29 protein-coding genes are annotated in these 26,643 nt (G+C 67.9%); 13 read left to right on the top strand and 16 right to left on the bottom strand.

Translation table 11 applies throughout. The features are described from left to right. Window positions 1–23: 23 nt before the first annotated feature. Window positions 24–230, bottom strand: a complete 207-nt coding sequence (locus tag L880_RS31770) for a hypothetical protein (RefSeq protein WP_043328635.1) — start codon at window positions 228–230, stop codon at window positions 24–26. Between the two features lie 144 nt (window positions 231–374). On the opposite strand from L880_RS31770, the gene L880_RS0106180 reads away from it, so the two are divergent. Further along, a complete protein-coding gene (locus tag L880_RS0106180) occupies window positions 375–1,217 on the top strand; it encodes a metallophosphoesterase (RefSeq protein WP_027474935.1) in 843 nt (280 codons plus the stop codon). A 63-nt stretch (window positions 1,218–1,280) separates the two neighbouring features. Next, window positions 1,281–1,703: a universal stress protein gene (locus L880_RS0106175; RefSeq protein ID WP_027474934.1), complete on the top strand. Its 423-nt coding sequence runs from the start codon at window positions 1,281–1,283 to the stop codon at window positions 1,701–1,703. Window positions 1,704–1,750: 47 nt separating this feature from the next. Here L880_RS0106175 and L880_RS0106170 read toward each other — a convergent pair whose 3' ends face one another. After that, a complete protein-coding gene (locus L880_RS0106170) occupies window positions 1,751–2,386 on the bottom strand; it encodes a TetR/AcrR family transcriptional regulator (RefSeq protein ID WP_027474933.1) in 636 nt (211 codons plus the stop codon). Between the two features lie 132 nt (window positions 2,387–2,518). Continuing rightward, a complete protein-coding gene (locus tag L880_RS0106165) occupies window positions 2,519–3,427 on the bottom strand; it encodes a LysR family transcriptional regulator ArgP (RefSeq protein WP_027474932.1) in 909 nt (302 codons plus the stop codon). 114 nt (window positions 3,428–3,541) lie between these two features. On the opposite strand from L880_RS0106165, the gene L880_RS0106160 reads away from it, so the two are divergent. Together L880_RS0106160 and L880_RS0106155 are read left to right on the top strand one after the other, a co-directional pair. Then, entirely contained in the window at window positions 3,542–4,897 is a 1,356-nt protein-coding gene (locus L880_RS0106160; RefSeq protein ID WP_027474931.1) for a D-amino acid dehydrogenase, read from the top strand. Window positions 4,898–4,956: 59 nt separating this feature from the next. Next, the gene (locus tag L880_RS0106155) at window positions 4,957–5,514 is read left to right on the top strand and encodes a flavodoxin family protein (protein ID WP_027474930.1); all 558 of its coding nucleotides are present in this window, start codon (window positions 4,957–4,959) and stop codon (window positions 5,512–5,514) included. Between the two features lie 8 nt (window positions 5,515–5,522). Here L880_RS0106155 and L880_RS0106150 read toward each other — a convergent pair whose 3' ends face one another. Next, entirely contained in the window at window positions 5,523–6,272 is a 750-nt protein-coding gene (locus tag L880_RS0106150) for a YdcF family protein (protein ID WP_043328754.1), read from the bottom strand. A gap of 95 nt (window positions 6,273–6,367) precedes the next feature. On the opposite strand from L880_RS0106150, the gene L880_RS0106145 reads away from it, so the two are divergent. Then, on the top strand, window positions 6,368–7,162 hold the full coding sequence (locus tag L880_RS0106145; RefSeq protein WP_027474928.1) for a phosphatase PAP2 family protein: 795 nt from the start codon (window positions 6,368–6,370) through the stop codon (window positions 7,160–7,162). A gap of 9 nt (window positions 7,163–7,171) precedes the next feature. On the opposite strand, the gene L880_RS0106140 is transcribed toward L880_RS0106145, so the two are convergent. Both L880_RS0106140 and L880_RS0106135 read right to left on the bottom strand, forming a co-directional pair. Continuing rightward, window positions 7,172–8,206: a M14 family zinc carboxypeptidase gene (locus tag L880_RS0106140; RefSeq protein WP_245614977.1), complete on the bottom strand. Its 1,035-nt coding sequence runs from the start codon at window positions 8,204–8,206 to the stop codon at window positions 7,172–7,174. A 9-nt stretch (window positions 8,207–8,215) separates the two neighbouring features. Beyond that, window positions 8,216–8,992 carry an alpha/beta fold hydrolase gene (locus L880_RS0106135; protein ID WP_027474926.1) on the bottom strand — a complete coding sequence of 259 codons (777 nt, stop codon included), beginning with the start codon at window positions 8,990–8,992 and terminating at the stop codon, window positions 8,216–8,218. 137 nt (window positions 8,993–9,129) lie between these two features. Between L880_RS0106135 and L880_RS0106130 the strand changes: the two genes are divergently transcribed. Further along, a complete protein-coding gene (locus tag L880_RS0106130; RefSeq protein WP_027474925.1) occupies window positions 9,130–9,651 on the top strand; it encodes a flavin reductase family protein in 522 nt (173 codons plus the stop codon). Window positions 9,652–9,655: 4 nt separating this feature from the next. Here L880_RS0106130 and minE read toward each other — a convergent pair whose 3' ends face one another. The 3 genes from minE to minC are packed head-to-tail and all read right to left on the bottom strand — an operon-like array spanning window position 9,656 to window position 11,528. Next, on the bottom strand, window positions 9,656–9,916 hold the full coding sequence (gene minE / locus L880_RS0106125; protein WP_019573655.1) for a cell division topological specificity factor MinE: 261 nt from the start codon (window positions 9,914–9,916) through the stop codon (window positions 9,656–9,658). A 3-nt stretch (window positions 9,917–9,919) separates the two neighbouring features. After that, window positions 9,920–10,735, bottom strand: a complete 816-nt coding sequence (gene minD / locus L880_RS0106120; RefSeq protein WP_019573656.1) for a septum site-determining protein MinD — start codon at window positions 10,733–10,735, stop codon at window positions 9,920–9,922. 49 nt (window positions 10,736–10,784) lie between these two features. Continuing rightward, complete coding sequence (minC, locus tag L880_RS0106115) at window positions 10,785–11,528, bottom strand: septum site-determining protein MinC (protein WP_027474924.1); 744 nt, start codon at window positions 11,526–11,528, stop codon at window positions 10,785–10,787. Window positions 11,529–11,658: 130 nt separating this feature from the next. On the opposite strand from minC, the gene L880_RS0106110 reads away from it, so the two are divergent. Further along, the gene (locus L880_RS0106110; protein ID WP_027474923.1) at window positions 11,659–12,549 is read left to right on the top strand and encodes a DMT family transporter; all 891 of its coding nucleotides are present in this window, start codon (window positions 11,659–11,661) and stop codon (window positions 12,547–12,549) included. Window positions 12,550–12,572: 23 nt separating this feature from the next. Here L880_RS0106110 and L880_RS0106105 read toward each other — a convergent pair whose 3' ends face one another. Further along, window positions 12,573–14,702: an acetoacetate--CoA ligase gene (locus L880_RS0106105; protein WP_027474922.1), complete on the bottom strand. Its 2,130-nt coding sequence runs from the start codon at window positions 14,700–14,702 to the stop codon at window positions 12,573–12,575. Between the two features lie 138 nt (window positions 14,703–14,840). On the opposite strand from L880_RS0106105, the gene L880_RS0106100 reads away from it, so the two are divergent. Continuing rightward, on the top strand, window positions 14,841–15,905 hold the full coding sequence (locus tag L880_RS0106100; protein WP_051443106.1) for an Rpn family recombination-promoting nuclease/putative transposase: 1,065 nt from the start codon (window positions 14,841–14,843) through the stop codon (window positions 15,903–15,905). 3 nt (window positions 15,906–15,908) lie between these two features. Here the strand turns inward: L880_RS0106100 and L880_RS0106095 are convergent, their stop codons facing one another. Beyond that, window positions 15,909–16,775 (bottom strand): HDOD domain-containing protein, encoded by an 867-nt coding sequence (locus L880_RS0106095; protein ID WP_019573661.1) that lies wholly within the window; start codon window positions 16,773–16,775, stop codon window positions 15,909–15,911. 210 nt (window positions 16,776–16,985) lie between these two features. Here L880_RS0106095 and L880_RS0106090 point away from each other — a divergent pair, with 210 nt between their 5' ends. Next, window positions 16,986–18,275, top strand: coding sequence for a solute carrier family 23 protein (locus L880_RS0106090; RefSeq protein WP_027474919.1), 1,290 nt, complete (start codon window positions 16,986–16,988; stop codon window positions 18,273–18,275). A 115-nt stretch (window positions 18,276–18,390) separates the two neighbouring features. Then, window positions 18,391–18,951: a superoxide dismutase family protein gene (locus L880_RS0106085; protein WP_051443105.1), complete on the top strand. Its 561-nt coding sequence runs from the start codon at window positions 18,391–18,393 to the stop codon at window positions 18,949–18,951. Window positions 18,952–18,986: 35 nt separating this feature from the next. Here the strand turns inward: L880_RS0106085 and L880_RS0106080 are convergent, their stop codons facing one another. Beyond that, the gene (locus L880_RS0106080; protein WP_027474917.1) at window positions 18,987–20,141 is read right to left on the bottom strand and encodes an ABC transporter substrate-binding protein; all 1,155 of its coding nucleotides are present in this window, start codon (window positions 20,139–20,141) and stop codon (window positions 18,987–18,989) included. A 209-nt stretch (window positions 20,142–20,350) separates the two neighbouring features. On the opposite strand from L880_RS0106080, the gene L880_RS0106075 reads away from it, so the two are divergent. Then, entirely contained in the window at window positions 20,351–21,298 is a 948-nt protein-coding gene (locus L880_RS0106075; RefSeq protein WP_027474916.1) for a CysB family HTH-type transcriptional regulator, read from the top strand. Here the strand turns inward: L880_RS0106075 and L880_RS31765 are convergent. Beyond that, window positions 21,286–22,095 carry an aspartate/glutamate racemase family protein gene (locus L880_RS31765; protein ID WP_051443104.1) on the bottom strand — a complete coding sequence of 270 codons (810 nt, stop codon included), beginning with the start codon at window positions 22,093–22,095 and terminating at the stop codon, window positions 21,286–21,288. The two genes, L880_RS0106075 and L880_RS31765, sit on opposite strands and share 13 nt — an antisense overlap. 2 nt (window positions 22,096–22,097) lie before the next feature. Continuing rightward, a complete protein-coding gene (locus L880_RS0106065) occupies window positions 22,098–22,976 on the bottom strand; it encodes an amino acid ABC transporter substrate-binding protein (protein WP_043328631.1) in 879 nt (292 codons plus the stop codon). 278 nt (window positions 22,977–23,254) lie between these two features. Between L880_RS0106065 and L880_RS0106060 the strand changes: the two genes are divergently transcribed. Next, the gene (locus L880_RS0106060) at window positions 23,255–24,472 is read left to right on the top strand and encodes a D-amino acid dehydrogenase (protein ID WP_027474914.1); all 1,218 of its coding nucleotides are present in this window, start codon (window positions 23,255–23,257) and stop codon (window positions 24,470–24,472) included. Window positions 24,473–24,540: 68 nt separating this feature from the next. Further along, complete coding sequence (locus tag L880_RS0106055) at window positions 24,541–24,951, top strand: META domain-containing protein (RefSeq protein ID WP_084461058.1); 411 nt, start codon at window positions 24,541–24,543, stop codon at window positions 24,949–24,951. A gap of 20 nt (window positions 24,952–24,971) precedes the next feature. Here L880_RS0106055 and L880_RS0106050 read toward each other — a convergent pair whose 3' ends face one another. Beyond that, window positions 24,972–25,871 (bottom strand): LysR substrate-binding domain-containing protein, encoded by a 900-nt coding sequence (locus tag L880_RS0106050; RefSeq protein ID WP_027474912.1) that lies wholly within the window; start codon window positions 25,869–25,871, stop codon window positions 24,972–24,974. Window positions 25,872–25,885: 14 nt separating this feature from the next. Further along, window positions 25,886–26,446: a cob(I)yrinic acid a,c-diamide adenosyltransferase gene (locus L880_RS0106045; RefSeq protein ID WP_027474911.1), complete on the bottom strand. Its 561-nt coding sequence runs from the start codon at window positions 26,444–26,446 to the stop codon at window positions 25,886–25,888. Window positions 26,447–26,643: the final 197 nt, after the last annotated feature.

Genomic DNA, 26,643 nt, shown 5'->3' with positions numbered 1-26,643 from the left:
GGATGAAGGCCTGGGCGCGCCGATCAGCGCAGCACGCGCAGGTAGGCGTGGGCGGCCTCGCGCAGCTCATGGGCGTGGCGCGGGTCATGGCCGGCACGGGCGTCGGCGGATTCAAACAAGGTGTTGGCAATGCCGGCACTGCCACGGTCGGCACGGCGGGCGGGAACCAGGGGATCCACCCGGGTGGCCAGGGTCAGGCTGCGGGCGATCAGGGCAAGAAACGGAGACATGGAAGAGGCGCCTTGTGAGCGCGTGATGAACAGGTCTCAAGAGTAAGGGTTAACCCGTATTTTTAACAGCCCCAAGCCATGCCGCTTCGGCATGAGGCCTGAGCACGCCCTGCATGGGTGCACTGCCGCGACAATGCATGCACCATGAAAGTACAGCTGTTGTCCGATCTGCACCTGGAGGTGCACCCCCACTTCGCCCCCCTGCCCCACCCCGAGGCCGACGTGCTGGTGCTGGCGGGCGACATCGGCTCCTACCAGAGCGGCAGCCTGCTCGGCGACACCGACTTCGGGCTGGCCCGGTTCTCGCCGCGCGGCGCGGGCGGCTCTTGGCCAGTGCCGGTGATCTTCGTGCCCGGCAACCACGAATACGACATGCAGGACTTCGACCAGGCCCATGCCCGCCTGCGCGAATGCTGTGAGCGCCTGGGCCTGCACTGGCTGGAGCGCGAAAGCCTGGTGCTGCAAGGGGTGCGCTTTGTCGGCACCACCTTGTGGAGCGACTTCGACGCGCTGGCACTGCAGGCACAGGCCCCCACCACACGGGCCCTGCAGATGCGCGACAAGGCCTTCCGGGCGGCCAATTTCTACCTGCGCAAGACCGGCAGCACGCGGCGAGGCGAGCCCTGGCTGGCCGAGGGGGTGCGCGAACAGGCGCTGCTTTGCCAGCAGTGGCTGCGCAACACCCTGCACACGCCCCATGCGGGCCCCACGGTCGTCGTCACGCATTTCGCCCCCAGCCTGTTGAGTGCCGATCCGCGCTACGGGCTCACCCCGGGCACGGCCGGCTTTTGCAACGTCCTGGATGATCTGCTGCCGCACGCCAGCCTGTGGTTGCATGGCCACCTGCATGCCCCCAGCGACTATGTCAGCCAAGGATGCAGGGTGGTGGCCAATCCGCTGGGGTATGCGCGCAAGAACGAGCAGGTGCATTTTCAGCAGCAGCACTGCGTGGAGGTGCCCTGGTCGGCGGATTCAATACGGGCTTGATGTCGATCAATTCCGTCGGTCCATCGGGGGCTATGCTGAAAGCACCAACAAGGAGCACATCACATGAAGATTCTTCTCGCCGTCGACGGCAGCGCCTACACCAAGAAGATGCTGGCCTACCTGAGCACCCACGAGGCCCTGATCTCGGGCGCCGTGGAATACACCGCCCTCACCGTGCAGGCCGCCCTGCCGCCGCGCGCCCGTGCGGCCCTGGGCAAGCCGATCGTCGATGAGTACTACGCCGATGAAGCCGCCAAGGTGCTGAACCCGGTGAGCAAGTTCCTGGCCCGCCACGGCATCGTTCCCCAGCAGATCAGCAAGGTGGGCGTGGCTGGCGAAGTCATTGCCAAGGTGGCCGAAGCAGGCAAGTTCGACCTGGTGGTGATGGGCTCGCATGGCCACAGCTCGCTGGGCAATCTGGTGATGGGCTCGGTCTCGACCCAGGTGCTGGCGCACTGCAAGGTGCCGGTGTTGCTGGTGCGCTGACGCCGCTGGTGGCGGGCCTTTGCAGGCCGGCCACCACCGTTTGGCCCTCAGGCCGTGCGGATCTCGGGCGGCGTGGCCAGGCCTTCAAAGCAGGTGCGCAGCACCAGATCGACGATCTGGGCGTTGCTGTACTGCGAGCCCTGGCGCAAAAAGCTGACCACCGGGTCGCAGGCACGGGCGTACAGGGTGTAGAGCACCACCAGGGGCGGCAAGGTGGGGTTGATCAGGCTCTGGGCCTGGGCTTCGGTGATCCAGGCGCCCAGCTGATCGCTGAGGGTGATCAGGCCGTTCATGTATTCGGCATTGCCCATCAACACCTGGCGCAGCGTGGAGTTGCGGCTGGGCAGCGAGGGCATTTCATCGGCCAGTTGCAGCGACATGGCCCAACCCACCACCGACTTGAGCTTGTCCACCGGTGAGATCTCCGGCGGCACGATCTGCAGAAAGTCCTGCGCCCGCTTGATCACATGCACCATGGCGGCGGCGGCCAACTGCTCTTTGCCTGGGAAGTGCTTGTACAGGCTGGCCTTGGCAATGCCCACCGCGGCGGCGACTTCGTCGACCGTCATGGCGTCATAACCTTTTTCGCCCAGCAGGCGAATGACGGTCTGCACAATGGCCTCTTCGCGCACCTGGTGCATCTGGGCTTTGAAGGAAACGCGGGCGGGGGTGGTGGTGTTCACGGTTCGATTTTAAACAAAGCGGGCTGAATCACGACTGGATGGCCTAAAAAGCCTGCGTTGACGGCAGGTACAAAGGCGGTTGCCCCCTCTCGTGCAAGCCTTGTACAGACCTTTCACGGGCCGGGCGCAGACTCACACCAGGGCTTTCGCTGCGGCACTGGTGAGTGCCGTGCTGAGGGTGTCCAGCACCTCGGATTCGAGGTTCCAGCAATGCCAATACAGCTGGATGCTCAGGCTGTGCGCCGGCACCAGATTCACCAGCAAGCCCTGCGCCAGCGGCTCGCGCGCCAGCAACTCGGGCACCACACTGGCGCCCCAGCCCGCCAGCACGGCGCGCAACTGCCCCTCGGAGCTGGGCACGAAAAGCTGACTCAGCGTGACGCGCTTGAGCCCGAAGCATTGGCTCACGAACTCGGTCTGCATGTCGTCCTTGCGGTTGAAGGCGACAAAGGGAATGTCGCGGAAGTTGTGCGCCGTCAGGCCCTCGGGCAGGCGCTGCCGGGCCAACTCGGGCGCCGCCACGGCCACATAGCGCATGGCCCCCAGAGGCACCACCTTGCAGCCGCGCAGCGCCTGTTTGAGGGTCGTGACGCAACCCAGCACCTGGCCCGACCGCAGCCACTCGTCGGTGAAGTCCTGGTCGTCGGTGATGATTTCCAGCGGCAGCCCCTGGCACACCAGGCTGTCCAGGGCCGGCAAGGCCCAGCTGGCAATGCTGTCGGCATTGATGGCGATCGAGATGCGTTCGTCCTCGCGGGCGCGCTTGCTGCCGCCTGGGGTGAGCTCGCGCAGATCGCGGTCCAGATCGACACGCAGCAGACGCATCTGCTTGGTGTGCTTGAGCAGCAATTGCCCGGCGGGCGTGGCCTTGAGGGGGCGGCTGCGCACGATCAGCACCGTGCCGGCCTGGGCCTCCAGGGCACGCAGGCGCTGCGACACGGCCGATTGGGTGATGCTCAGGCGCTGGGCGGCGCGCTCGAAACCACCCTCTTCGACGATGGCCGCCAGGCATTCGAGGGCGTGGGGATCAAAGGTGTTCATGGGACAGGGGCGAGGAGATGTCAGCACAGGACCGAATATTAGCAAGACTGATGAAACTGCCAAGAGTTTAATTTTGCTTTTCAAGCGCCTACCGCCTGTCGCACACTGCGACGCATGAAAATCATCGTCCTCGGCGCCGGCATCATCGGCATCAGCACCGCTTGGCATTTGCGAGAGCGGGGTCACGAAGTCACGGTCATCGAGCGCCAGCCTGCGGCGTCGCTGGAGACCACTTTCGCCAACGCGGGCCAGATCTCGGTCAGCTACTGCGAACCCTGGGCCAACGCCGAGGCACCGTTGAAGGTGCTGAAGTGGATGACCAAGCCCGATGCCCCGCTGCTGTTCCGTCCGCAGTGGCCGGTGGGCGAGGGCCTGCAGCAGTGGCTGTGGGGTCTGCGTTTCCTGGGGCAGTGCAATGACGCGGCCTTCGAGCGCAACGTGAGCCAGCTGGTGGCCCTGGGCGCCTACAGCCACGCCGCCCTGAAGGACATCGTGAACGCCACCGGCATTGAATACCACCGCCTGGAGCGGGGCATCGCGCACTACTACACCGACGCCGCCTCGTTCGACACCGCAGGCGCCGCCGCCGAGCTGATGCGCCGCCACGGCGTGTCGCGCCGCGTGGTCAGCCGCGACGAACTGCTCAAGATCGAACCCGCCTTCAAGCCTTTTGCCCACCGCATCGTCGGCGGCACCTTCACCGACACCGACGAAAGCGGTGACGCGCGCCTGTTCACCCAGGGGCTGGCCCGCCTGTGCGAACAGCGCGGCGTGGAATTTCTGTATGGCCATGCCGTGCAACAGCTGGACGTGTCGAACAACCGGGCCCGCTCCGTGCGCGTGGCCCCGGTGGACGAGCAGTCCCGCACCAGCGGCCCGGTGAGTGATCTGAAGGCCGACGCCATCGTGGTGGCCACCGGCTCGTACACCGCACCGATGCTGCGCCAGGTCGGTGTGCGCCTGCCCATCTACCCGGGCAAGGGCTACAGCGCCACCTTCAAGATCCTCAAGCCGGAGGCGGCCCCCTGGGTGTCGGCCATCGACGACGAACTCAAAGTGGCCATGAGCCGGCTGGGTGACGAGCTGCGCGTGGCCGGCACCATCGAGGTGGGCGGCTACGACCTGGACCTGAACGGCCCGGTGGCCCGCGCCCGCTGCGAGATGCTGGCCCGCCGCATCGAAACCGTGATGCCCGGCGTGTGCGACACCCGCCTGGAGCACGAAGGCGGCCAGCCCAACTTCTGGTGCGGCCTGCGCCCCGCCACGCCGACCAACATCCCCTTCATCGGCCAGACCCGGATCCCGGGCCTGTGGGTCAATGCGGGCCACGGCACCCTGGGCTGGACCCATGGCGCCGGCTCGGGCAAGGCCCTGGCCGAGCTGATCAACGGCGAGGTGCCCCGCATTGCCGACCGCTTCGGCTTTCTGGGCTCGGCTGCGCCACGCGCGCCCAAGCCGGCCCTGGCCTGAGGCGCTTGAACAGGGGGCAGACAGGGGTGCGGCCCGGTGACGTTTTATCATCCGGGCCCATGAGCACCACCCCACGTCACACCCTGTTCCTCACCACCTCCAGCCGCGAGCCCGGTCACCCGGGCAACAGCGAATGGCTGGCCCGGCAGGCTGCCGCGGCCCTACCGGCCGGCAGCACCCAGACCTGGCTGGCCCTGGCCCACATGAACCTGCCGCCCTTTGTGGACCTGCGCCACACCGTGGGCCAGTACCCGGCCCCCGAGGGCGACCTGAAGACCCTGCTCGACGCCACCCTGGCCGCCACCGACATCGTGTTCGTGAGCCCGGTGTACTGGTTCAGCATCCCGGCCCCGCTGAAAACCTACCTGGACCACTGGAGCGGCTGGCTGCGCGTGCCGGGCCTGGGCTTCAAGGAACAGATGGCCGGCAAGACCCTGCGCGTGATCAGCACCAGCGGCGACCGCGCCAAGGCCCAGCCCATGTTCGACTCGCTGCGCCTGTGCGCCCAGTTCCTGGCCATGAATTGGGGCGGCGAGTTGTGGGGCAAGGGCGGCGCGCCTGGCGCCGTGCAGGCCGACACGGCCGCCGTGGCCCAGGCAGCCACCTTTCTCCTCTGAGGCCGGCCTCAGGCCCGGGCCAGCACCAACCGGCCCAGCCACTCGTGCAAGGCGGTCTGGCTGGCCAGCAGCGCCTCCGCGCTGGGCAAATACCGCTTCCACGCGCCGGGCGGCCGGGTGCGGAACCCGGTGGGTGCCGGCAGCACCATGAAGCCCTGCGCCTCGAACAGGGCCACGGCGCGTGGCAGATGCCAGGCCTGGCTGACCAGGGCCACGCGCTGCACGCCGGCGGCGCGCAGCAGCGGGGCCGACAGGGCGGCATTGCCGGCCGTGTCCAGCGAAGCTGACTCCACCCAGCGCACCGGCACGCCAAACTGCTGCTCCAGCACGTTCTGCATCACCTCTCCTTCGGGGCGCCCCCCTTCAGGCGCACCGCCCGTCACCAGCACGGGCAATTGGCTGCGCCGCTGCAGCGTGGCGGCGTACTGCAGGCGCTGCAAGGTGGGGCGGGCCACGCTGTCCTCACCGCCGTATTCCGGCGCACCGGGGTAGATGCCGCCGCCCAGGACCACGATGGCCTGGGCTTGCGCCAGCGCCTGCGCCGACAGTGGGGGGTGGCGTTCCAGACTGCCCAGCAGCGCATCGGCCACCGGCGGCCACGACAGCGCCCCCAGGACCAGCAGCGCCAGCCCGGCCGCCCAACGCCCCAGGCGTGGCCGACGCCGCCCCAGCACCAGCCCCAGGGCGGCCAGCCAGACCAGACTGAAAGGCGGCATCAACAGGGCCGTGAGCAATTTCTTGAGAAACAACAGCAGCATGGAGGTCCGATGAAAGCGTGCCGGGCCCGGCATGGGCGTCCGACAAAAGGGTATTGTTCCGGGTTTTCATGTCGGCTTGCTGCGGCCCAGGACCCATGTTTGATTCTCCGATCTTCTCCAGCCCCGAATCCCTCGCCCTCTGGCTGGCCCCGCAACTGCTCACACTCTGGGCCCTGCTGCTGCTCACCCTGACCGCGGCCCTGGGCCTGCTGATGCGCCAACCGGCCCAGACCGATGTGCCGGCCACTGCAGCGGGGGCGCCCTGGCGGCGCCTGGTCTGGGCGCTGCCGGCGCTGGCGCTGTTTGGCGCACTGGCCAGCCAGATCGGCCCGGGCCAGCCCCTCAGCCGCTTTGACAGCGCCCTGTCCCAAGCCCTGGGCCAGCAGATGGACCTGGGCACACTGCAGGCCTTTGCCCTGCCCACCTGGCTGGGCAACCCGGCCCCGGTGACCGTGCTGACCATCGGGGTGACTCTTCTCCTGCTGTGGCGGCGCGAACGACTGCAGGCCGGCATCTGGCTGCTGGGGGTGCTGGGCAACACCTTGTTGAACTGGAGCCTGAAGCAGGGCTTTGCCCGGGTGCGCCCACCGCACCTGCATGGCGTGGTGGTGGAGACGGGCTACAGCTTTCCCAGCGGCCATGCCTCGGGCGTGCTGGTCACCTACGGCCTGCTGGCCTGGCTGCTGTTGCAACACAGCCCCAGGCGCTGGCACGGGCCGGTGCTGCTGGTCTGTGGGGCGCTGGTGCTGACGGCACCCGTCAGCCGCGTGCTGCTGCAGGTGCACTACGCCAGCGATGTGCTGGCCGGCCTGGCCAGCGGCTCGGTGTGGCTGCTGCTGTGCCTGAGTCTGGCAGAGGGGCTGCGCCAGCGACAGGCCCGAGGCCGCTGAGCCTTCGGATCAGGGCGCGCGCGCGGGCTGGGCCGCGCTGGCCGTCCTGGCGGGCAGGTGTTCGCCCATCCAGCGGTGCAGGTCCAGCCACATCTGGCGGGTCTCGGCCAGCAGGGGCGCCCGCTGTGCATTGGGCAGCTCGATGGTGACCACCGGCACGCCCTTGTGCATGCCGCCGTAATAGCCCAGAGAGCCCGGGAACACGCCCACCGGGTCGAGCATCAGCCGGCCCAGTCGGCGTGGCGGATCGGTGGGGCCATCGAAATCGAGCACGCCATAGGGTGCGTGGATGCTGACGATCAGGTCGGGCGTGAACGCCGTCATCTGGTCGTGCACAAAACGGCTCTCGGGCTCGGACAGCGGCTTGTTGCCGGGCCAGCGGCGCGGGTCCTTGCGGGTGCGCTGGGCCCAGTAACGCGGGGCCTCCTGGGCCCAGCCCGGGGTGGGAAAGTTGCGGTTCAGGTCGACGCCATGCGCGTTGACGCGACGGGCCGGTTGCGCCATCACCCCGTCGGGGTTGAGCATGGGCACGAAGCGCCACAGAGCGTCGGCCCCGTTGTCCTGGGCCAGGCCCATCCACTGCAAGGCCACCGTGCTGGCAGACAGTTCGTCGCCATGGATGGCCCCAAGCACCAGCACCTTGACCGGCGCGTTGCGCGCCCCGACGTCGCCCATCCAGAGTTCGCGCGCCTGCACCGAGCGGGTGCCCGAAGGCTGCAGCTTGAGGGCCGAGCACTGCGCCGCAGTGAGGCCCGGCAATCGGGGCACCCACTGCTTGCAAGGCTCGGCCAGGTTGGCGCCAGGCGAGGCCTTGGGCGCGGCGGGATGGCCGGGTGAAGAGGCCTGAGGCTTGGGGTGGGCGGCAGCATGTGCAGCGGCGGGGGGGGCCGCCTGGGCGGGGCTGGGCAGACCGAATCCGGCGCCCAGCAGCAGCGCGGCGCCGCCAAGCGCCAGAGCCGCCACACGGGCCCCAGGATGAAGCCCGCACGTCCCCTGATTTGCAGCGCCGGCTTGGCGCACCTCGAACTCACGCACCTCGAACATCCGATCCGCTCAATGCAACAGGCGGGGCAAGGCCAGAAAGCCGAGCAAGGCGGTGTCGAAGTCTTCAGGGGCCTCGAGTTGCGGCATGTGGCCGGCCCCACGCAACACGGCCAGGGTGCAGCTGCGGCCGATGCGGTCTGCCATCGGCTTCATGAGCTCGGGGGGCGCCACCCGATCGAACTCGCCCGCCACCAGCAAGGTGGGCACATGGATGCGCTCCAGATCCGCCTGGCGGTTGAAATAGGCGGCTTCGGCATTGATGCGGCGGTAGGCCGAGGGATTGATCTGGGCCATGGCATGGCTGGCCAGCAGCACGCCTTCGGGCAAAGCACCCGGCCCGACCAGCCGCGGCAGGTTGAATTCGGCCCATTGACTCAGACCATGGCCGACCTCGAGTTCAGGCAAAGGCTCGCCTTCGGTACCGCCGGAGGCGTCAAAGCCCCGGGCCAGCGTGGCGCACAGGATCAGGCGGTTGACCAGTTCGGGGCGGCGCGCCACCACCTCCTGGGCCACCATGCCGCCCACGCCCTGGCCCACCAGCACCACGCTGCCGGCCTTGAGGGCCTCGATCAGGTCGATGCAGCTCTGGGCCAGGCCTTTGAAGGAACAGGGATCGATGGGTGTGCTGCGGCCATAGCCCGGCATGTCCCAGGCCACGGCGCGGTAGCCGGCGGCGGCCAGGCTTTCCACCTGCGGCGCAAAGGTGAGGTGCCCGCCCAGCACATCGTGCAGCATCAGAACGGTCGGGCCGGCGCCCAGGGTGGTGAAGGCGGGGAGAGCGTTCATGATGGATCGGACAGGACGGGGGGTGGGACGCGGAACACAGGAGCCTGGGCCACCTGCCAGCACGGTCATCAAAGCGGGCTGCGGCAGGCGGGAGGCCAACGGCCCATAATAGCCCATCCCCACCCCATTGATCGCCTGTGACCGCCCTCACATCTGCCCCAGCGCAAGCCCGTGCGCCCAGTTTCTCCACCCGCGAGTTCCGCAACTCGCTGGGCATGTTCGCCACAGGCGTGACCATCGTGACCGCGCGCGCTGCCGACGGGGTGCTGGTGGGCCTGACGGCCAACTCGTTCAACTCGGTTTCGCTGGACCCGCCGCTGGTGCTGTGGAGTCTGGCGCGGGCCGCCGCCTCGATGGGGGTGTTTGCCACCGGATCGCACTATGCGATCAATGTGCTGGCCGCCGACCAGAAGGACCTGGCCGAGCGCTTCGCCTCGAAGACGGTCGACCGCTGGGCCGGTGTGGCCTACACGCAAGGCGTGGGCGGAGCCCCTTTGCTGGCCGGCGCCGCCGCCACCTTCGAGTGCTTCAACCGCAGCCGCTACGAAGAGGGCGACCACGTGATCTTTGTGGGCGAGGTGGAGCAGTGCGCGCACCGCGAAGGCGCGTCACCGCTGCTGTACCACGGTGGGAAGTTCTATACAGAACACCCCTTGTGACGGTTTATCGGGCGTCGGGGAGTTCGATCTTGACTTCGAGGACTTCGAGGTTGTCCTGGCGTTCGAGGTGGACCTTGATGTCGTCGGCGTTGATGGAGACGTACTTCGAGATCACGGCCACGAGTTCGCGCTGCAGGTCGGGCAGGTAGTCGGGGCTGGCGGCGCTGCGGCCGCTGCGTTCGTGGGCCAGGATGATCTGCAGCCGTTCCTTGGCCACACTGGCGGTCTTCTTCTTTTCACCGAGCAGGAATGACAGGAAGGACATGGGTCAACGTCCTCCGAACATGCGCTTGAAGAAACCGGGCTTGACCGCCTCGACGAAGCGCATCGGCTTGTCTTCACCCAGGAAACGGGCCACCACGTCTTTGTAGGCCTCGGACACATCGGTGCCCTGGGCATGGATGGCCGGGGTGCCCTGGTTGGAGGCCTGCAGCACGGCTTCCGACTCGGGAATCACGCCGATCAGCTTGATGCGCAGGATGTCCTGGATGTCTTCCAGCGACAGCATCTGGCCGTCTTCGACACGGCTGGGGTTGTAGCGCGTGATCAGCAGGTGCTCCTTGACGGGCTCCTTGCCTTCGATGGCACGCTTGGTCTTGGAGCCCAGCATGCCCAGGATGCGGTCCGAGTCGCGCACCGAGGACACCTCGGGGTTGGTCACCAGCAGGGCTTCGTCGGCAAAATGCATGGCCATCAGAGCACCGGTCTCGATGCCGGCGGGCGAATCGCACACGATGTACTCGAAGCCCATGGTGCTGAGCTCATTGAGCACGCGCTCGACGCCTTCCTGCGTCAGGGCATCCTTGTCGCGGGTCTGCGAGGCGGCCAGCACGAACAGGTTGTCGCACTGCTTGTCCTTGATCAGGGCCTGGTTGAGGTTGGCCTCGTTGTGGATCACGTTGATCAGGTCATACACCACGCGACGCTCACACCCCATGATCAGGTCGAGGTTGCGCAGGCCGACGTCAAAGTCGATCACGGCGGTCTTGTGGCCGCGCAAGGCGAGGCCGGATGCAAAGCTGGCGCTGGTGGTGGTCTTGCCCACGCCACCCTTGCCGGAGGTCACGACGACGATCTTGGCCATGTGTTGCGAGTCCTTGGTTCTTGGAAAAATGTCTTGAATGAGGGCGGGCTCAAAGCGCTTCGATGAGCAGCTTTTCGCCCACCAGGCGAATCTGGGCGGCCTTGCCGGCCACTTCGGGCGGCAGGGCCACTTCGGTGGTGCGGTAGATGCCGGCGATGGAGACCAGCTCGGGCTCCAGGCAGGTGCTGAAGATGCGGGCCTCGGTGTTGCCACGGGCGCCAGCGATGGCCTTGCCGCGCAGCGGGGCATAGACGTGCACGTTGCCGTCGGCAATCACCTCGGCCCCGTTGCTGACCAGGGCCAGCACCACGATGTCGGCGCCACGCGCATACACCTGCTGCCCCGAGCGCAGGGGCTTGTCGATCACCACGGTGCCCGGGCCGGCCACGGGCACTTCGACCTTGACCTCGCGCACCACCTCACGCACCTCCACCTGGGGTGTTTCGTGGCGCTGGGGCAGCACCACCTCGGGCACATCGATCAGACCAGCGGCCACCGCGGCGGCCGTCTGGGCCGGGTTGCCGCCGCGCACGGCCACCGGCAGCACGCGATGGCGCCGCAACAGCGCGATGAGAGCGGGAAAGTCGAGGCTGGCCTCGCTGTCGCGCACGGCGCTCAGGTCGATCACCAGCGGGTCGTTGGAGAAGAAGTCAGGCGTGTCGCTCAGACGGCGTGTCAGGTCGGCCACCAGCGCCGCAGCGTCGGTGGTCTTGATCAACAAGGCCACCAAGGGCAAGGTGGCGCTCTTGAAATCAAAATTGGCGCGGGCAGAGCCCGTGGTCACACCGGTCATGGGAGGCTTGTGGTACGCAAAATGGGCCAAGTTTACAGCGCGACACAAGGCCGGCCACTGGCAATTGATCGGGAATGACATCGCCACCTAGGCGACCACTCACACACCGACCACGTCCTATCATCCAAAAATGAGTGTCACGCGCAAAAACCACCTCGACGGCCTGGCCCTGAGCCTGTTGCTGGCCTGCTGTCTGTTCTGGGGCTTCCAGCAAGTGCTGGTGAAGGCCACGGTGCCGGAGATGGCGCCCGTGTTCCAGGCCTGGCTGCGCTTTGCGCTGGCGGCCACCCTGCTGTGGGCCTGGTGCCGCTGGCGCGGCGTGGCGCTGTTCCAGCGCGATGGGGCGCTGGGCTGGGGGCTGTTGGCCGGGGCGCTGTTTGCCGGTGAGTTCGTGTGCATCTATGTGGGGCTGCAGCACACCACGGCCTCGCGCCTGACCGTGTTTCTGTACACCTCGCCGTTCTGGGTGGCGCTGATCCTGCCCCGTTTTCTGCCCACCGAGCGCCTGCGCCGGGTGCAATGGGCGGGCCTGGTGCTGGCCTTTGGCGGGGTCTTGGCCGCCCTGGGCGAGCGGCTGGGAGGCGGCCCGGGCGGCCAGTGGCAGGGCGATCTGCTCGGGCTGACGGCCGGCCTGATGTGGGGCCTGACCACGGTGGTGCTGCGCAGCACGCCGCTGGGCCAGGTGGGGCCGGAGAAACAGCTGTTCTATCAAACCGCCCTGTCCGTGGCCCTGCTGCCGCTGGTGTCCTGGGCCTTGGGCGAACATTGGGCCTGGCCGCCCAGCACCTTCGCCCTCGGTTCGGTGGTCATCCAGGCCGCGGTGGGGGCCTTTGCCAGCTACCTGACCTGGATGTGGGTGCTCGGCCACTACCCGGCCACCAAGGTGTCGGCCTTTGTCTTTCTGACACCGGTGTTCGCCTTGGCCGTGGGGGCGGGCTGGCTGGGCGAACCGGTGACGCCCGGCCTGCTCGGCGCCCTGGCCCTGGTGAGCACGGGCATCGTGCTGGTCAACCGGCGCTGAAGCGGCGACTGCCTCAGCCCCCGTCAAGCGGGGTGGGCTGCCGCGCGGCGGGCGGCAAAGTCGACATACCAGTCCAGGCAGGCCGCGTTGGCCATGGCGTCCTTGTTGATGACCTTCTCGATGGGTTGGCCCAGCAGCAGCTTCTTGATGGGCAGCTCCTGCTTCTTGCCGGTGAGGGTGCGCGGGATCTCGGTCACCTGGAAGATCTCGTCCGGCACGAAGCGCGGCGACAGCGCCACCTTGACCGCGTCGTTCAGGCGCTGGCGCATCGCCTCGTCGAGGCTGAGGCCCTCGCGCAGCACCACAAACAGGGGCATGTAGCTGTCGCGGCCCAGGTATTCGAGGTCGACCACCATGGAGTCCAGCACCTCGGGCAGGGCTTCGACGGCGCTGTAGAGCTCGCTGGTGCCCATGCGCAAGCCATGGCGGTTGATGGTGGCGTCGGAGCGGCCATAGATCACGCAAGCGCCGTCGGCACCGATGCGCAGCCAGTCGCCGTGGCGCCACACGCCGCCGGCCTCAGGCCCCGCATCGCCGCCGCCAGGCCGGCGGCCGTGACCGGCGGGGTACATGTCGAAGTAGCTCGACAGGTAGCGCCGCCCCCCTTCATCACCCCAGAAGAACAGCGGCATCGACGGGATGGGCTGGCTGCAGATCAGCTCGCCGACCTCGCCCTGCACGGGCTGGCCCTGCTCGCTCCAGGCCTCCACCGCACTGCCCAGCATGCGGCATTGCATCTGGCCGGGCACCTGGGGCAGCTCGCGGTTGCCGCCGATGAAGGCGCCGGCAAAGTCGGTGCCGCCAGAGATGTTGCACCACCAGATATCGGCCTCGGGCGCATAGGCCTCTCGCAGCTCGGGCTGGCCGGCGGCCGCCGCCCGGGTCTGGCGCAGTTGCCGGAATTGACCCGTGCCCCAGCGCTGCACGTCTTCGGACAGCGGTGAGCCCGTGGTGCCCAGCGCGCGCACGGCGCTGAGGTCGCCCACCGAGGGCAGATCCACCCCGGCCTTCATGCAGTTGGCAAAGAAGGCCGCGCCGGCGCCGAAGAAGGTGACGCCGGTCTCGGCGGCAAAGCGCCACAAGGTGGCCCAGTCGGGCTTGTCGCGGCTGCCCCCGGGGTTGCCGTCGTAGGTGACGCAGGTGGTGCCGCTGAGCAGGCCGCTGACCTGGGCGTTCCACATCACCCAGCCGGTGGAGCTGTACCAGTGGTAGCGCTCGCCCCAGGAGTTGGCCTCGTAGCTGCAGCCGATGTCGTTGTGCAGGGTCTTCAGGGCCAGGGCCACCAACACCGTGCCGCCATGGCCATGCACGATGGGTTTGGGCAGGCCGGTGGTGCCGCTGGAATAGACGATCCACAGCGGGTGGTCGAACGGCAGCCACTCGGGCTCGAAGGCGGCCGTGGCAGCGTCGTCGCCCAGCAGGGCCTGCGCCCAGGGGGTGGCCCCAGGCAGGCTGGCCGCCGGGTCGAGGTTGCCGTGCAGCACCAGGTGCTGCACGCTGGGCAGGGCTTGGCGCAATTCGGCGACCACGGGCAGGCGGTCATGGTCACGCCCGCCGTAGCTGACGCCGTCGCAGGCGATCAGCACCTTGGGTTCGATCTGTTTGAAGCGGTCGAGCACCGCATGGGTGCCCATGTCGGGGGCGCACAGGCTCCAGACGGCCCCCAGGCTGGCGGTGGCCAGGAAGGCGATGGTGGCCTCGGGGATGTTGGGCAGGTAGGCCGCCACACGGTCACCACGCTGCACCCCCTGGGCACGCAGGTGCAGGGCCAGGGCCGCCACCTGGCGGCGCAGCTCGGGCCAGCTGAGCTCGCGCTGCTGGCCCTTCTCGTTGCGGCTGATCCAGGCGGCAAAACCCGCCTGGTGGGCCGGCTGCACATGGCGGAACACCTGCTGCACGTAATTGACCTGGGCCCCCGGAAACCACTGCGCGCCCGGCATGGTGTTGCGCGCCAGCACCGCCGTGTGCGGCGTGGGCGACTGCAGCTCGAAATAGTCCCAGATGCTTTGCCAGAAGGCATCCAGGTCCGTCACCGACCAGCGCCACAAGGCGTCATAGCTGTCAAAGGCCAGGCCGCGCTCACGCTGCAGCCACTCGCGGTAAAGGGTCATCTGCGGGCGGAACGGGGCCGGGCCCGGGGGGCTCATGGTCATGATCTTGCGGTCTCCTTGTGGCCCAAGACTAGCAGCGGCCCCGCCCGCCCGTCAGCCGGGATGTCCCGCGGTCTGGCGGCCTGCGTGTCACGGGTTTGACAGGACGCCACTCATCAAATGGACCGGGCATTCCAGCCCATGACGCGCCACAAAGCATTGAGCGCCCCCCACCATGGGCCCACCATGCCCAGCGCCCACGACAGCCATTACAAGCTTTTGTTCTCACACCCCGAGATGGTGCGCGATCTGCTGATCGGCTTCGTCCCGGGCGACTGGTCACAAACCGCTCAGTTCGACAGCCTGGAGCGCGTCAATGCCAGCTACGTGAGCGACACCGACCGACAGCGGCATGAGGACATGGTGTGGCGACTGAAGGTGGGGCCGCATTGGGTCTGGGTGTACCTGTTGCTTGAGTTCCAAAGCCAGCCTGACGAATGGATGGCCGTGCGGATGATGGCCTACGTCAGCCTGTTGAGCCAACATCTGATCAAAGAGGGACAACTCGAACAGGGCAAGTTGCCTGCCCTGATCCCCATCGTGCTTTACAACGGGGGTCGCAGCTGGAAAAGCCCGACCAACGTGGCCGACTGCTTTGCCCCCAGCCTGCCAGGTCTGGCGCCGTTTCGCCCCCAGCTGCGATACCACCTGATCGATGAGGCGCGACTGCAGCTGTCCTCCACCCCAGGTGTGCGCAACGTGGCCAGCGCCTTGTTTCAACTGGAGCGCAGCAACACCCCAACCGACATCGCGCACTTGGCCGCCGCCGTGGGCGAAGCCCTGCAAGCGCCCGAACATCAACCACTGCGCCGAACCGTCAACCTCTGGCTGCGACGCCTGATCCGGCGCAAAATGCCGGACATCGCCGCCGCAGAACTCGATCAGATCGATGATCTTTTGAAAGGCCCCACCATGCTGGAAGAAACCCTGGAGCGCCTCTACACCGAAGCGATTGAAAAAGGCCTGGCCAAAGGACAGTCGATCGGGATGTCCCAAGGTCTGTCCCAGGGCTTATCCCAAGGCTTGTCTCAAGGCGCCAGCCAACTTCTGGGGCGGCTGCTGGAGCAGCGTTTTGGCCCGCTGCCAGAATGGGCCAGCCAGCGCCTTCAGTCGGCATCCTCACCTCAGTTGGAGCACTGGGCCGATCAGCTGTTCACAGCGTCGACCCTGGAAACCCTGCTCGCAACCCAGGACTCAGCCGGCTGAGGCTTACAGGTGCACCGCCTCAAAAGCGGGGTGCAACTCATCAATCCAGTGGTTGAGCTCGTCCTGGTTGACGTTGAGGTGGGCCAGGCAGGCTTCGCCGTGCTGACCCCATTCGCGTGAGGGTGCGAGCAGTTCGTGCTGCCCCACCAGGTACTCAGCCATCAGGCCCATGGCCACCAGGTGGCGCACGGTGTCCGGAAAGCGTTCATCGTCCAGGCAGGCAAAGTCATGGTGCAGCCAGATGGCCTGGGCCACCTCGTCGGACAGGCGCCAGGTGCGTGCCACGATGGCGCCGACCACGGCATGGTCGGTGCGGTGGTTGGCGTTTTCGGTCTGGGTGAAGGTGCGGTCCTTGCGGGCCAGGGCCTCGGTCAAGGTGCCCGAGTAGCCGCGCACGGCCCGCATCATCACCGGGATGCCCACATGGCAGAACAGGCCGAAGCTGTAACCCAGGCCCGGGTCCAGGCTGTAGAGCTGGCGCCCGATGTGCTCGCAGGCGATGGCCCGGCGCTGTGAACTTTCCCAGAAATGGTCCAACAGCGCCGAACGCACGGGCAGGGCATGTTTGACCAGAAAGCCGGTCAACAACTCCACCGAGGGGCGCACCCCCAGCACCGTCAAGGCCATGCCCACGGTGTTGACCGGCTGGGCCAGGCCGTGCAGCGGGCTGTTGGCCTGGCGGATCAAGGCCGCGGCCATGGCCACATCGGCTGCGGCCACCTGGGAAATCTCTTCCACATCGGGCTCGCGCTGGGCGATGGCCTGTTGCAGCCGCACCAGCAGCTCCGGGCAAGGAGGAATCAGGATGTCGCGCACGGCCGGGTTGCGGCGGGCGGTTTCGATATCGGGAATGGGCAGCTTGGAGGTCACAAGGTGGCGGGCGGGTGGCCCGTCGCAGGTTGGCGCAAGAGCCCCGATTGTCGTATCAATTTGTTAACAGAACCAGCACAAAAACCGCTGCTGGATCAAACGCCTATCACGTTTGTCAAAGCGCGAACACTCCGTACTGCCCCCGCCATTTACCACCCGTCTCCCTGCTAGCATTCGCCGCGTTTCTAACCAAACAGACAGGATTTCAGCATGGGACTATTCGACTGGCGGCTGCGCAGCCCCGAGGTGTTGCAGCAGGGAGGGGTGATCGGCCCGGATGAACGACTGCCCTGGGGGCAGACCGCGCTGATGGGGGTGCAACACGTGATCGCCATGTTCGGCGCCACCGTGCTGGCGCCGATCCTGATGGGCTTCGACCCCAACATCGCCATCCTGATGAGCGGCATCGGAACGCTGGTGTTCTTTCTGATCACCGGCGGCAAGGTGCCCAGCTACCTGGGGTCGAGCTTCGCCTTCATCGGGGTGGTGATCGCCGCCTCGGGCTATGCGGGCAAGGGCCCGAACGCGGGCATGGCGGTGGCGCTGGGCGGCATCGTGGCCTGTGGCGCCATCTACACCGCCATCGGGGTGCTGGTGCAGGCCGTGGGCACGCGCTGGATCGAACGCCTGATGCCCCCGGTCGTCACCGGCGCGGTGGTGGCCGTGATCGGCCTGAACCTGGCCAGCGTGCCGATCAAGAACATGGCGGCCAGCAACTTCGACAGCTGGATGCAGGCCGTGACCTTTGTCTGCGTGGGCCTGGTGGCCGTGCTGACGCGCGGCATGCTGCAACGCCTGCTGATCCTGGTGGGCCTGATCGTGGCCAGCGTGATCTATGCGCTGCTGACCAATGGCCTGGGCCTGGGCAAGGCGCTGGACCTGTCGGGTGTGGCGAATGCCGCCTGGCTGGGGCTGCCCGGCTTCGCCAGCCCGGTGTTCAGCGCCAACGCCATGCTGCTGATCGCCCCGGTGGCCATCATCCTGGTGGCCGAGAACCTGGGCCACATCAAGGCCGTGACCGCCATGACCGGCAAGAACCTGGACGCCTACATGGGCCGGGCCTTCATCGGCGACGGTGTGGCCACCATGCTCTCGGGCAGCGCCGGCGGCACCGGCGTGACCACCTATGCCGAAAACATCGGCGTGATGGCCGCCACCAAGATCTATTCCACCGCCGTGTTCGCCTGCGCCGCCGTGCTGGCGGTGGTGCTGGGCTTCAGCCCCAAGTTCGGGGCCGTGATCCAGGCCATCCCGCTGCCGGTGATGGGCGGGGTGTCCATCGTGGTGTTCGGTCTGATCGCGGTGGCTGGCGCCAAGATCTGGGTGGACAACAAGGTCGACTTCTCCGACAACAAGAACCTGATCGTGGCCGCCGTGACCCTGATCCTGGGCACCGGCGACTTCACGCTGAAGTTCGGCGACTTCGGCCTGGGCGGCATCGGCACCGCGACCTTCGGCGCCATCGGGCTGTACGCCCTGCTCAACCGGCGCTCTGCCTGAAGAGCCTCCCCCGGCCTGCCCGGCCGGGCCTGAGAACGCGTTCAAGGGCGCGCTCTGCCCCCTCTGGTGCACAGATTGCGCTACCCTCGGTCCTCCACACCTCAGGAGGATTCTCATGACCCCGACAGCCCCGCAAGCTCCGACACCGCGTTCCCGCATTGCCCGCCTGTGCGGCGCCAGCGCCTTGGTCGCCCTGGCCCTGGCCGGCTGCGCCAGCGCCCCGCCCGGCCCCCGGGCCGTGGCCGATCTGCAGCCCACCCGAGGCAACAGCGTCAGCGGCCGCCTGAGCTTCAGCCAGAGTGGCGATGTGGTGCGCGTGAGCGGCCAGATCAGCGGCCTCAAGCCGAATGCCGAACACGGCTTTCATGTGCACGAAAAAGGCGACTGCAGCAGCGGCGACGGCATGAGCACCGGCGGCCACTTCAACCCCGGCGGCAGCGCCCATGGCCGGCATGACGCCAGCGCCCACCATGTGGGTGACCTGCCCGTGCTCAAGGCCGACGCCCAGGGCGTGGCCCGGGTCGACTTCGAAAGCCGGGGCATCACCCTGGTGGCCGGCCCGCAAAGCATCGTCGGCAAAGGCCTGATCGTGCACCGCGACCCCGACGACTACACCACCCAGCCCACCGGCAATTCCGGCCCGCGCGTGGCCTGTGCCGTCATCCAGGCCGGCTGAGCCCGGCCCAGGCCCCATCACTTGGGGGAGGGGCTTCAGCCCACGAAACGGCCCGAAGCCCCCAACACCCCCAGCTCGACATAGTGCGAGCCCACATAGGGCGCATTGCCGAAGTCGACCACAAAGCCCCCCAGATCCAGCCCGCGCACGCCGGCCAGCGCGCTGCGCAGGCGGGCCCGGTTGACGTCCTTGCCGGCGCGGTCCAGGCCTTCGGCCAGCACCCGGGTGTTGATGTAGCCCTCCAGGCTGCCGGGCGAGAACTCGGTCTGGCCCAGGGCCCGCATGGCCGCCTGGTAGTCACGCACCAGCTGGATCTTGGCCCGGTTCGGATCCGGAAACACCATGGTCAGCGCCACCCCACTGCCCAGAGAGCCGAGCGCCTTCACGCCCTCGTTGCTCAGCGCGACGCTGAGGCCGACCACCGGCATGGACGGCGAAGGCTTGCGCAAGCCCATCACCAAGGCCTGCGACACGGCGCCGGCCGTGGCCATGAACACCGCGCTGGGCTTGGCCGCCAGCACCTGGTTCACCACCTCGGCCAGGTTCTTGCCGCCGGTGTCCAAGGCCACCTGGGCCACGGCCTTCATGCCCTGCCCCTCCATGGCCTTGAGGGCATCGCCCAGCACCTCGCGCCCGAAGCCGTTGTCCAGGTAGACGATGGCCAGGCCGTTGAGCCCCATCGAGCCCAGGCGCTGGATCAGGCGCTGGGTTTCATCGGTGTAGCTGGCGCGCACATGGAAGAGGTTGCGGCTGCTGCCCTTGCGCAGCGAACTGGCCCCGGTCAGGGGCGCCACATACGGGAGGCTGTTTTCCTCGATCACCGGCAGGATGGCGGTGTTGTTGGGCGTGCCCACGCAGGACAGCAAGGCCAGCACACCGCCCTCGCCGGCCATCTTGCGCACGTTGTCCAGGGTGCGGTTGGGCTGGTAGGCGTCGTCCACCATCTGCAGCTGCAGGCTGCGCCCCTGCACACCGCCACGGGCATTGATCTGGCCCATGGCCGCGTCGATGCCCAGCTTGAGGTCCTGGCCCAGGGCCGCCAGCGGGCCCGACAGCGCCGCCGACGAGCCGATCACCACGCTGCGGCCGGACACCCCCTCCTGCGCCCGCGCCAGGCCGATCAGGGCCGGCGCTGCGGCGGCGGCCAGCAGCCGGGGAGCAAGAGACAGAAATTGACGGCGTTGGGGCATACCAGGGCTCATGGGTTCGGGCTAAACCTCCAGTCTGCCATTCAGGGCCGCTCACCGGCATTGGGGATGCCCCCCAATCTGTGCTGTGCACGCCCTGTGACAGAGCCCTGAAAACCCCATATGCATGTCACTTTTATGTATTTGGATGTTGTATCAAACGCTTCAATAATTACTTTTCCTTATTTAAAAGCCCCCCAGCCCTTCAAAAAATGAACTTCCAGCAACTGCGCTCCGTTCGCGAAACCGTGCGCTGCGGCTTCAACCTCACCGAGGTGGCCAATGCCTTGCACACCTCGCAGCCCGGTGTGAGCCGGCAGATCCGCGAGTTGGAAGAAGAGCTGGGGATCGAGCTGTTCGTGCGCGCCGGCAAGCGCCTGACCGGCCTGACCGACCCGGGCCAGCACGTGCTGCCCATCATCGAGCGCATCCTGCTCGACAGCGCCAACCTGCGCAAAGCCGGCCAGGAATTCGTGGCCCAGCAAAACGGCCAGCTCTCGATCGCCGCCACCCACTCGCAGGCCCGCTACGCCTTGCCGGCCGCGGTGCAGGAGTTCCGCCAGCAGTTCCCCAACGTCAAGCTCAACCTGCACCAGGGCTCGCCGCGCCAGGTGGCCGAGATGCTGCTGTCGGGCGAGGCCGATGTGGGCATCGCCACCGAGGCCCTGGCCCAGTACGAGGCCCTGGTCGCCCTGCCCTGCTACCGCTGGACACACTCGGTGCTGGTGCCGCCGGGCCACCCGCTGCTGGACGCGCCGCTGACCCTGGAGCGCCTGGCCGCCTGGCCCTTGATCACCTACGACAACGGCTTCACCGGCCGCACCCACATCGACGAAGCCTTCACCCAGCGCAAGCTCGACCCGCACATCGTGCTCAGCGCCATGGACGCCGACGTGATCAAGACCTATGTGGAGCTGGGCATGGGGGCCGGCATCGTGGCCTCGATCGCCTACGAGGCCGAGCGCGACACCGGCTTGCGCGCCATCGACGCCGGCCACCTGTTCGGTATCAACCTGACCCGCCTGGCCGTGCGCCGCGGCAGCTACCTGCGCGGCTATGTGTATGCCTTCATCGAGTCCTTTGCCCCCACGCTGAACCGAGCCATCGTGGAGAAGGCCCTGCAGGACGAATCGGGCGGCAGCGCCGACTACGAAATCTGAAGCGCCAGGCCGGACACGCCAGGCACCCCATACGCCCGACCGGCCAGCGCCTGCGCCAGCACCTGGGCCGGGTCGATCAGGGTGGCCCCCGCCACTTCGGGCGCCCCGGGCAAGGCCAGCGGGATCTCGGTGCAGGCCATCAGCACCGGCTGCGCGCCGTGCCGCTCCAGCAGGGCCGCGGCCACCTCGGCAAAACAGGTCTGCGCCAACACCCGGTCGCCCTGCTTGACACCCTGGTAGATGCCCTGCATCAGGCGCTCGCGCTGGGCTGCATCGGGCAGGATCAGCGCAATGCCCGCCTGCCCCAGGGCCTGCTCATACAGGCCGCTGCGGTAAGTGCCTTCGGTGGCCAGCAGGATGGCCTGGCGCGCCCCCTGGGCCTGCAGGGCCTGCGCCACCTCCTGGGCCACATGCAGCAGCTCCAGCTGCGGAAAACGCTCCTGCAGCCGCCCATGCCAGGCATGCGCCGTGTTGCAGGCCATGGCCACGCTGCGCGCACCCAGGGCGGCCAGCCGCCCCAGCGCCTGCAGCATGGGCTCCAGCGGCTGGTGGGCACCGCTGTCGCGGTTGAGCAAGGCGCCGGTGCGGTCCGGCACCGGCACCTGGGCCAGCCAGTGCTCCGGGAAGGCCTGGTCCTGCACACCCCGGCCCAGGGCCTGCAGCTGGCGCGAGCAGGCCTCGACAAACAGGCGCACAAAATCGGCCCCTGCCGCCGGCCCCATGCCGCCCAGGATGCCGACCACCTGCGGCGCAGACAGCGATGGGGAGAGCGATGGGGAGAGCGATGCAGGGCCCATGATCAGACGGCAGGCTTGTCGCTCAGGGCCTTCAGGTTGTCCTTGAGCTGCGGGCTCATGGGCAGGCCCAGGGGCACACCGCGCGGCGGGATGGGCTGCATGAACCACTTGGTGTAGAGCTTCTCGAACTCACCGCTCTTCATCAGGCCGCCGATCACGCCGTCGACCAGGTGCTTGAAGCCGGCATCGTCCTTGCGCAGCATGCAGGCATAGGGCTCGACCTGCAGCGACTCGCCCACCACCTCGAACTCGTCGGGGTTCTTGGCATTGGCCTTGAGGCCGAACAACAGGATGTCGTCCATGCCGAAGGCCAGGGCCCGGCCCGATTCCACCAGCAAGAAGGAGTCGGCGTGGTCCTTGCCGAACAGCATGTTGAAGTTCAGGTTCTTCTCGGTGCTGTACTTGCGCAACACCTGCAGGTTGGTGGTGCCGGTGGTGGTGGCCACGTTCTTGCCCGCCAGATCGGCGTAGTCCTTGATGCCCGAGCCCTTTTTCACCAGCAGCCGGGTGCCGGTGTAGAAGTGGTTGATCGCAAAGGCCACGTCCTTGCCGCGCGCCGTGTTGTTGGTGGTCGAACCGCACTCCAGGTCGACCGTGCCATTCATGATCAAGGGGATGCGGTTCTGCGAGGTCACCGGCTGCCACTCGATCTGCAGATCGGGCTTCTTGAGTTGCTTGCGCACCGCATCAGCCACGGCATTGGACATGTCCACCGCAAAGCCGATGGGCTTGGAGGGGCCGTCCAGGTAGCTGAAGGGCACCGACGATTCCCGGTAGGCCAGCGTGATCTTGCCCGAGGCCGCGATCTTCTCCAGGGTATCGGCCTGCACCAGGGCAGAGCCAGTGGCCAGGGTGGCCGCGGTGAGCAGCAGGGGGATCATTTTCATGCGCAGACCTCTTGAGGGTGTGATGGGTGGATGAGGGGGTGAACGTCGAAAGCCCAGTGTAGGAAGGCCCGGGCCCTGCGCGGTAATTCCTTTTCACGGCACGGGCATTACAAAAGGTAATGGGCTGGCCGCTGCAGGGGGAAAGCCCCAAGCCCGTGTGAGCGCGCCATCCCATAACCGGCTTGCATGGCCCAGCCCTCGATTGGCATGAGCGCCTTCGCCCTGCGCGCCCTACATTGGCAGCAGTTTCAAAGCCAAAAAAAGGATCGCTCATGCACATCTGTGTGCTCGGCGCCGGCATCACCGGGCTGGCCGCCGCCTATTCACTTCAGCAAGAAGGCCACCAGGTGACCCTGCTCGACGCGGCCGAAGCCGTCGGCCAGGGCGCCAGCGGCGGCAACGGGGCCCAGCTCAGCTACTCATACGTGCAACCCCTGGCAGACCCCTCGATCTGGGGCCAGTTGCCCAAGCTGCTGCTGGCCGCCGACTCACCGCTGAAGTTCCGACTGCAGGCCGATCTGCACCAATGGGCCTGGGGGCTGAGCTTCATGGCGGCCTGCAACCGGGTGCGCTCGGAGCACAGCACCGCCACCCTGCTGGGCCTGGCCGCACGCAGCCGCGAAGGTTTTGAGCAGATGCTGAGCGACCTGCGGCCCGACTGCGACCACAGCACCCCGGGCAAGCTGGTGCTCTACCCCACCGAGGCCGGCCTGCAGGGCGCGGCGCGGCAGATCGAGCTGCAGGCCCGCCTGGGTGGCGCCCCCCAGCGCCTGGTGTCGCCCGCCGAATGCGTGGCCCTGGAGCCCGCGCTGGCCAGTTATCAGCCGGCCATGGCTGGCGCGGTCTACACCCCCAGCGAGAGCGCGGCCGACTGCCTCAAGGTGTGCCAGGCGCTGGACCAGGCCCTGGCGCAGCGCGGTGCAGAACGCCTCTATGGCCGAGCGGTGACCCGGCTCGAAGTGGCCGGTGGCCGTGTGCAGGCCGCCCACACGGCCCGAGGGCCGGTGCAGGCCGACCACTTTGTGCTGGCCCTGGGCGCCGACAGCGTGGCGCTGTGCCGCCCGCTGGGCCTGCCACTGCCGGTCTACCCGCTCAAGGGCTACAGCATCACCCTGCCGGTGGGCACCGAGCCGGGCCGCGCCCCCCGGGTCAGCGTGACCGACAGCGCCCGCAAGGTGGTGTTTGCCCGCCTGGGCGAGCGCTTGCGCGTGGCCGGCATGGTGGAGCTGGTGGGCTACGGGCGTGACATCCCGCCCGACCGCATCAACAGCCTGTGCCAATCCACCGCCCAAGTGTTTCCCGGCGTCAAAGACTTCAGCGAGGTGCAGGCCTGGTGTGGCCTGCGACCTGCCACACCGACCGGTCTGCCGATCGTCGGGCGCCTGCCCCAGGGCCCCGACAACCTGTGGATGAACACGGGCCACGGCGCCCTGGGCTTCACGCTGGCTTTTGGCACCGCGCGCCAACTGAGCGACGCCCTGCGCGCCTGACGCCTGACCCCGTCGGCGGTGCCAGAATGCGCGTTTGAGCGTGCTTTCACGCGCTTTGCGAGGTGCCCATGGCCCAGCCTTCTTCTCTTCGATCCCATCTCCGTGCCCTGTTGGCAGGGGCGGCCCTGGTCACGCTGCTGGGCGCCTGTGCCCAAGCCCCTGCCCTGCCCGATCTGAACGACACCCGCTGGCAGGGCGAGGGCCAGCCACCCACCCAGCTGCGCCTGGAGGCCAACGGCCAGGCCAGCGGCTTTGGCGGTTGCAACCGGTTCAGCGGGCGCTGGCACATCGACGGTGGCCAGCTGCGCCTGGGCCCGCTGGCGGCCACCCGCATGATGTGCCTGACCCCGGGCGGCGAGCAGGAGGGCTCCTTCCTGGCCAGCCTGGAGGCCACGCGCTCGGCCCGGCTCGAAGGGGGTCGGCTGCTGCTGCTGGATGCCCAGGGCCAGGTGCTGCAGAGCTTGCAGCCCGCCCGCTGAGGCGCCTCAGCGATCCGAGCTCACAAGGCCTGCCGGATCGCCTGCTGCATCTCCTCGGTGATGGCGCGCACCAGCACCGAGCCGGGCTTGTCGGCCAGGCGCAGCGCCTGCACCGGCACGTGGATGGCGGGCTCCAGCGCCAGCACCTCGACCTTGCTGCGGTCGGCCGACACGGCGGTGCAGGCGTCCACCAGGGCCACGCCCAGGCCGTGGTGGGCCATGGCCAGCGCCGCGTGGTAGGTCTGCACGGTGACGTACGAATTCAGGCCCACGCCGGCCTCGCGACAGGCCTGGCTCAGGCGCGTGCCCACCGGGTCGCGGGCATCGAGGTTGATCACCGGCACGTCCACCAGATCGGCCAGGCTGAGCTGCCCCTGGCGCAGCTTGCGCGCCGGCAGCAGCCCCTTGGGCACCACGCACACCATGGCGCATTCGGCCAGGGGCTCGTGCGTCAGCGAGGGGTGGCTGAGCGTGCTGAAGACAAAGCCCACATCGGCCTCCTGCAGCATCAGGCTGGAGGCGATCTGGGGCGAATGCAGGGCCTCGACACTGACCACGATGTCGGGGTGCTTCTTCTTGAAGCGGGCCAGCGCCCGCGGCAGGATGTCGTAGCTCAGCGCCAGCACCGAGACGATGCGCAGCTCGCCCGCCACCTGGCCGCCACGCAGGCTGGTGGCCAGGCGCTGCACCTCGTCGAGCTGGGCAAACAGGCGCTCGATGTGCGGAAACAGCGTCAGCGCCTCGGTGGTCGGGGTGAGCCGGCCCTTGGCGCGCTGGAACAGCGCAAAGCCCAGCTGGATCTCGGCGTGCTGCAGGGTGCGGCTGACGGCGGGCTGGGTGATGTTGATCAGCCGGGCCGCCGCGCTCACGCTGCCGGTCAGCATGATGGCGTTGAAGACCTCGATGTGGCGCAGGCGCATGGGGGGATCCCGCCTCAGCTGCCGCGCTGCAGGCGCTCGCTCTTCCAGTAGACGTCGTCGCCACCATCGACCCGGTTGAGCACCCGGGCCAGCACGAACATCAGGTCAGACAAGCGGTTCAGGTACTGGCGCGGCGTGTCCTTGAGCGCCTCTTCATTGCCCAGGGCCACCACGGCACGTTCGGCGCGGCGCGCCACGGTGCGGCACACATGGGCCTGGGCGGCGCTGCGCCGGCCGGCGGGCAGGATGAACTCCTGCAGGCGCGGCAGCTCGGCATTGAAGCGCTCCAGCGCCTGGTCCAGTTGCAGCACCGCCTCGGTCTTGAGCAGCTCGAAGCCCGGGATCGACAGCTCGCCCCCCAGGTTGAACAGCTGGTGCTGGATGTCGGTCAGCAGCTCGCGCACCGCCTCGGGCAGGTCCTCGCTGAGCAGCAGGCCGATGTGCGAGTTGAGCTCGTCCACATCGCCCATGGCGTGCACGCGCAGGCTGTTCTTGGACACCCGGGTGTTGTCGCCCAGGCCGGTGGTGCCGTTGTCTCCGGTTCGGGTGGCGATCTGGGTCAGGCGGTTGGCCATGCGGGGGTCCTTGCAAACATTGGAAAAGGGGGATGAAAAAGGGGGGCCTCGACCGGCTGTCGGGCCCCCGATTTTGCGCGAGATCGCCCTGCCTTGCCGCTGCGCCGGGCCGTCAACCCCTGGCCTCGGCAGGAAGCCGCCCACACTCCTAGAATGGCAGGCTGGCCTGACCCGGCCCCCTCTTTCACGCCGTACTG

Origin of the sequence: Curvibacter gracilis ATCC BAA-807 (assembly GCF_000518645.1) — a bacterium.
Classification (GTDB): Bacteria; Pseudomonadota; Gammaproteobacteria; order Burkholderiales; family Burkholderiaceae_C; genus Curvibacter; species Curvibacter gracilis.
Note: the sequence above shows the minus strand (reverse complement) of the source record. Positions and strands in the feature narration are given on the sequence as shown.

Bases quoted from the DNA above. Each gene is read 5' to 3' on its own strand.
- minD (WP_019573656.1), bottom strand. From the start codon at position 10,735: ATGGCCAAGATCGTCGTCGTGACCTCCGGCAAGGGTGGCGTGGGCAAG.
- L880_RS0106105 (WP_027474922.1), bottom strand. From the start codon at position 14,702: ATGACCATGAGCCCCCCGGGCCCGGCCCCGTTCCGCCCGCAGATGACC.
- minC (WP_027474924.1), bottom strand. From the start codon at position 11,528: ATGACCGGTGTGACCACGGGCTCTGCCCGCGCCAATTTTGATTTCAAG.
- L880_RS0106175 (WP_027474934.1), top strand. From the start codon at position 1,281: ATGAAGATTCTTCTCGCCGTCGACGGCAGCGCCTACACCAAGAAGATG.
- L880_RS0106135 (WP_027474926.1), bottom strand. From the start codon at position 8,992: ATGAACGCTCTCCCCGCCTTCACCACCCTGGGCGCCGGCCCGACCGTT.
- L880_RS0106090 (WP_027474919.1), top strand. From the start codon at position 16,986: ATGGGACTATTCGACTGGCGGCTGCGCAGCCCCGAGGTGTTGCAGCAG.
- L880_RS0106100 (WP_051443106.1), top strand. From the start codon at position 14,841: ATGACGCGCCACAAAGCATTGAGCGCCCCCCACCATGGGCCCACCATG.
- L880_RS0106060 (WP_027474914.1), top strand. From the start codon at position 23,255: ATGCACATCTGTGTGCTCGGCGCCGGCATCACCGGGCTGGCCGCCGCC.
- L880_RS0106075 (WP_027474916.1), top strand. From the start codon at position 20,351: ATGAACTTCCAGCAACTGCGCTCCGTTCGCGAAACCGTGCGCTGCGGC.
- L880_RS0106055 (WP_084461058.1), top strand. From the start codon at position 24,541: ATGGCCCAGCCTTCTTCTCTTCGATCCCATCTCCGTGCCCTGTTGGCA.
- L880_RS0106080 (WP_027474917.1), bottom strand. From the start codon at position 20,141: ATGCCCCAACGCCGTCAATTTCTGTCTCTTGCTCCCCGGCTGCTGGCC.
- L880_RS0106110 (WP_027474923.1), top strand. From the start codon at position 11,659: ATGAGTGTCACGCGCAAAAACCACCTCGACGGCCTGGCCCTGAGCCTG.
- L880_RS0106045 (WP_027474911.1), bottom strand. From the start codon at position 26,446: ATGGCCAACCGCCTGACCCAGATCGCCACCCGAACCGGAGACAACGGC.
- L880_RS31770 (WP_043328635.1), bottom strand. From the start codon at position 230: ATGTCTCCGTTTCTTGCCCTGATCGCCCGCAGCCTGACCCTGGCCACC.
- L880_RS0106160 (WP_027474931.1), top strand. From the start codon at position 3,542: ATGAAAATCATCGTCCTCGGCGCCGGCATCATCGGCATCAGCACCGCT.
- L880_RS0106150 (WP_043328754.1), bottom strand. From the start codon at position 6,272: ATGCTGCTGTTGTTTCTCAAGAAATTGCTCACGGCCCTGTTGATGCCG.
- L880_RS0106065 (WP_043328631.1), bottom strand. From the start codon at position 22,976: ATGATCCCCCTGCTGCTCACCGCGGCCACCCTGGCCACTGGCTCTGCC.
- L880_RS0106140 (WP_245614977.1), bottom strand. From the start codon at position 8,206: ATGTTCGAGGTGCGTGAGTTCGAGGTGCGCCAAGCCGGCGCTGCAAAT.
- L880_RS0106180 (WP_027474935.1), top strand. From the start codon at position 375: ATGAAAGTACAGCTGTTGTCCGATCTGCACCTGGAGGTGCACCCCCAC.
- L880_RS0106085 (WP_051443105.1), top strand. From the start codon at position 18,391: ATGACCCCGACAGCCCCGCAAGCTCCGACACCGCGTTCCCGCATTGCC.
- L880_RS0106165 (WP_027474932.1), bottom strand. From the start codon at position 3,427: ATGAACACCTTTGATCCCCACGCCCTCGAATGCCTGGCGGCCATCGTC.
- L880_RS0106145 (WP_027474928.1), top strand. From the start codon at position 6,368: ATGTTTGATTCTCCGATCTTCTCCAGCCCCGAATCCCTCGCCCTCTGG.
- L880_RS31765 (WP_051443104.1), bottom strand. From the start codon at position 22,095: ATGGGCCCTGCATCGCTCTCCCCATCGCTCTCCCCATCGCTGTCTGCG.
- L880_RS0106155 (WP_027474930.1), top strand. From the start codon at position 4,957: ATGAGCACCACCCCACGTCACACCCTGTTCCTCACCACCTCCAGCCGC.
- L880_RS0106050 (WP_027474912.1), bottom strand. From the start codon at position 25,871: ATGCGCCTGCGCCACATCGAGGTCTTCAACGCCATCATGCTGACCGGC.
- minE (WP_019573655.1), bottom strand. From the start codon at position 9,916: ATGTCCTTCCTGTCATTCCTGCTCGGTGAAAAGAAGAAGACCGCCAGT.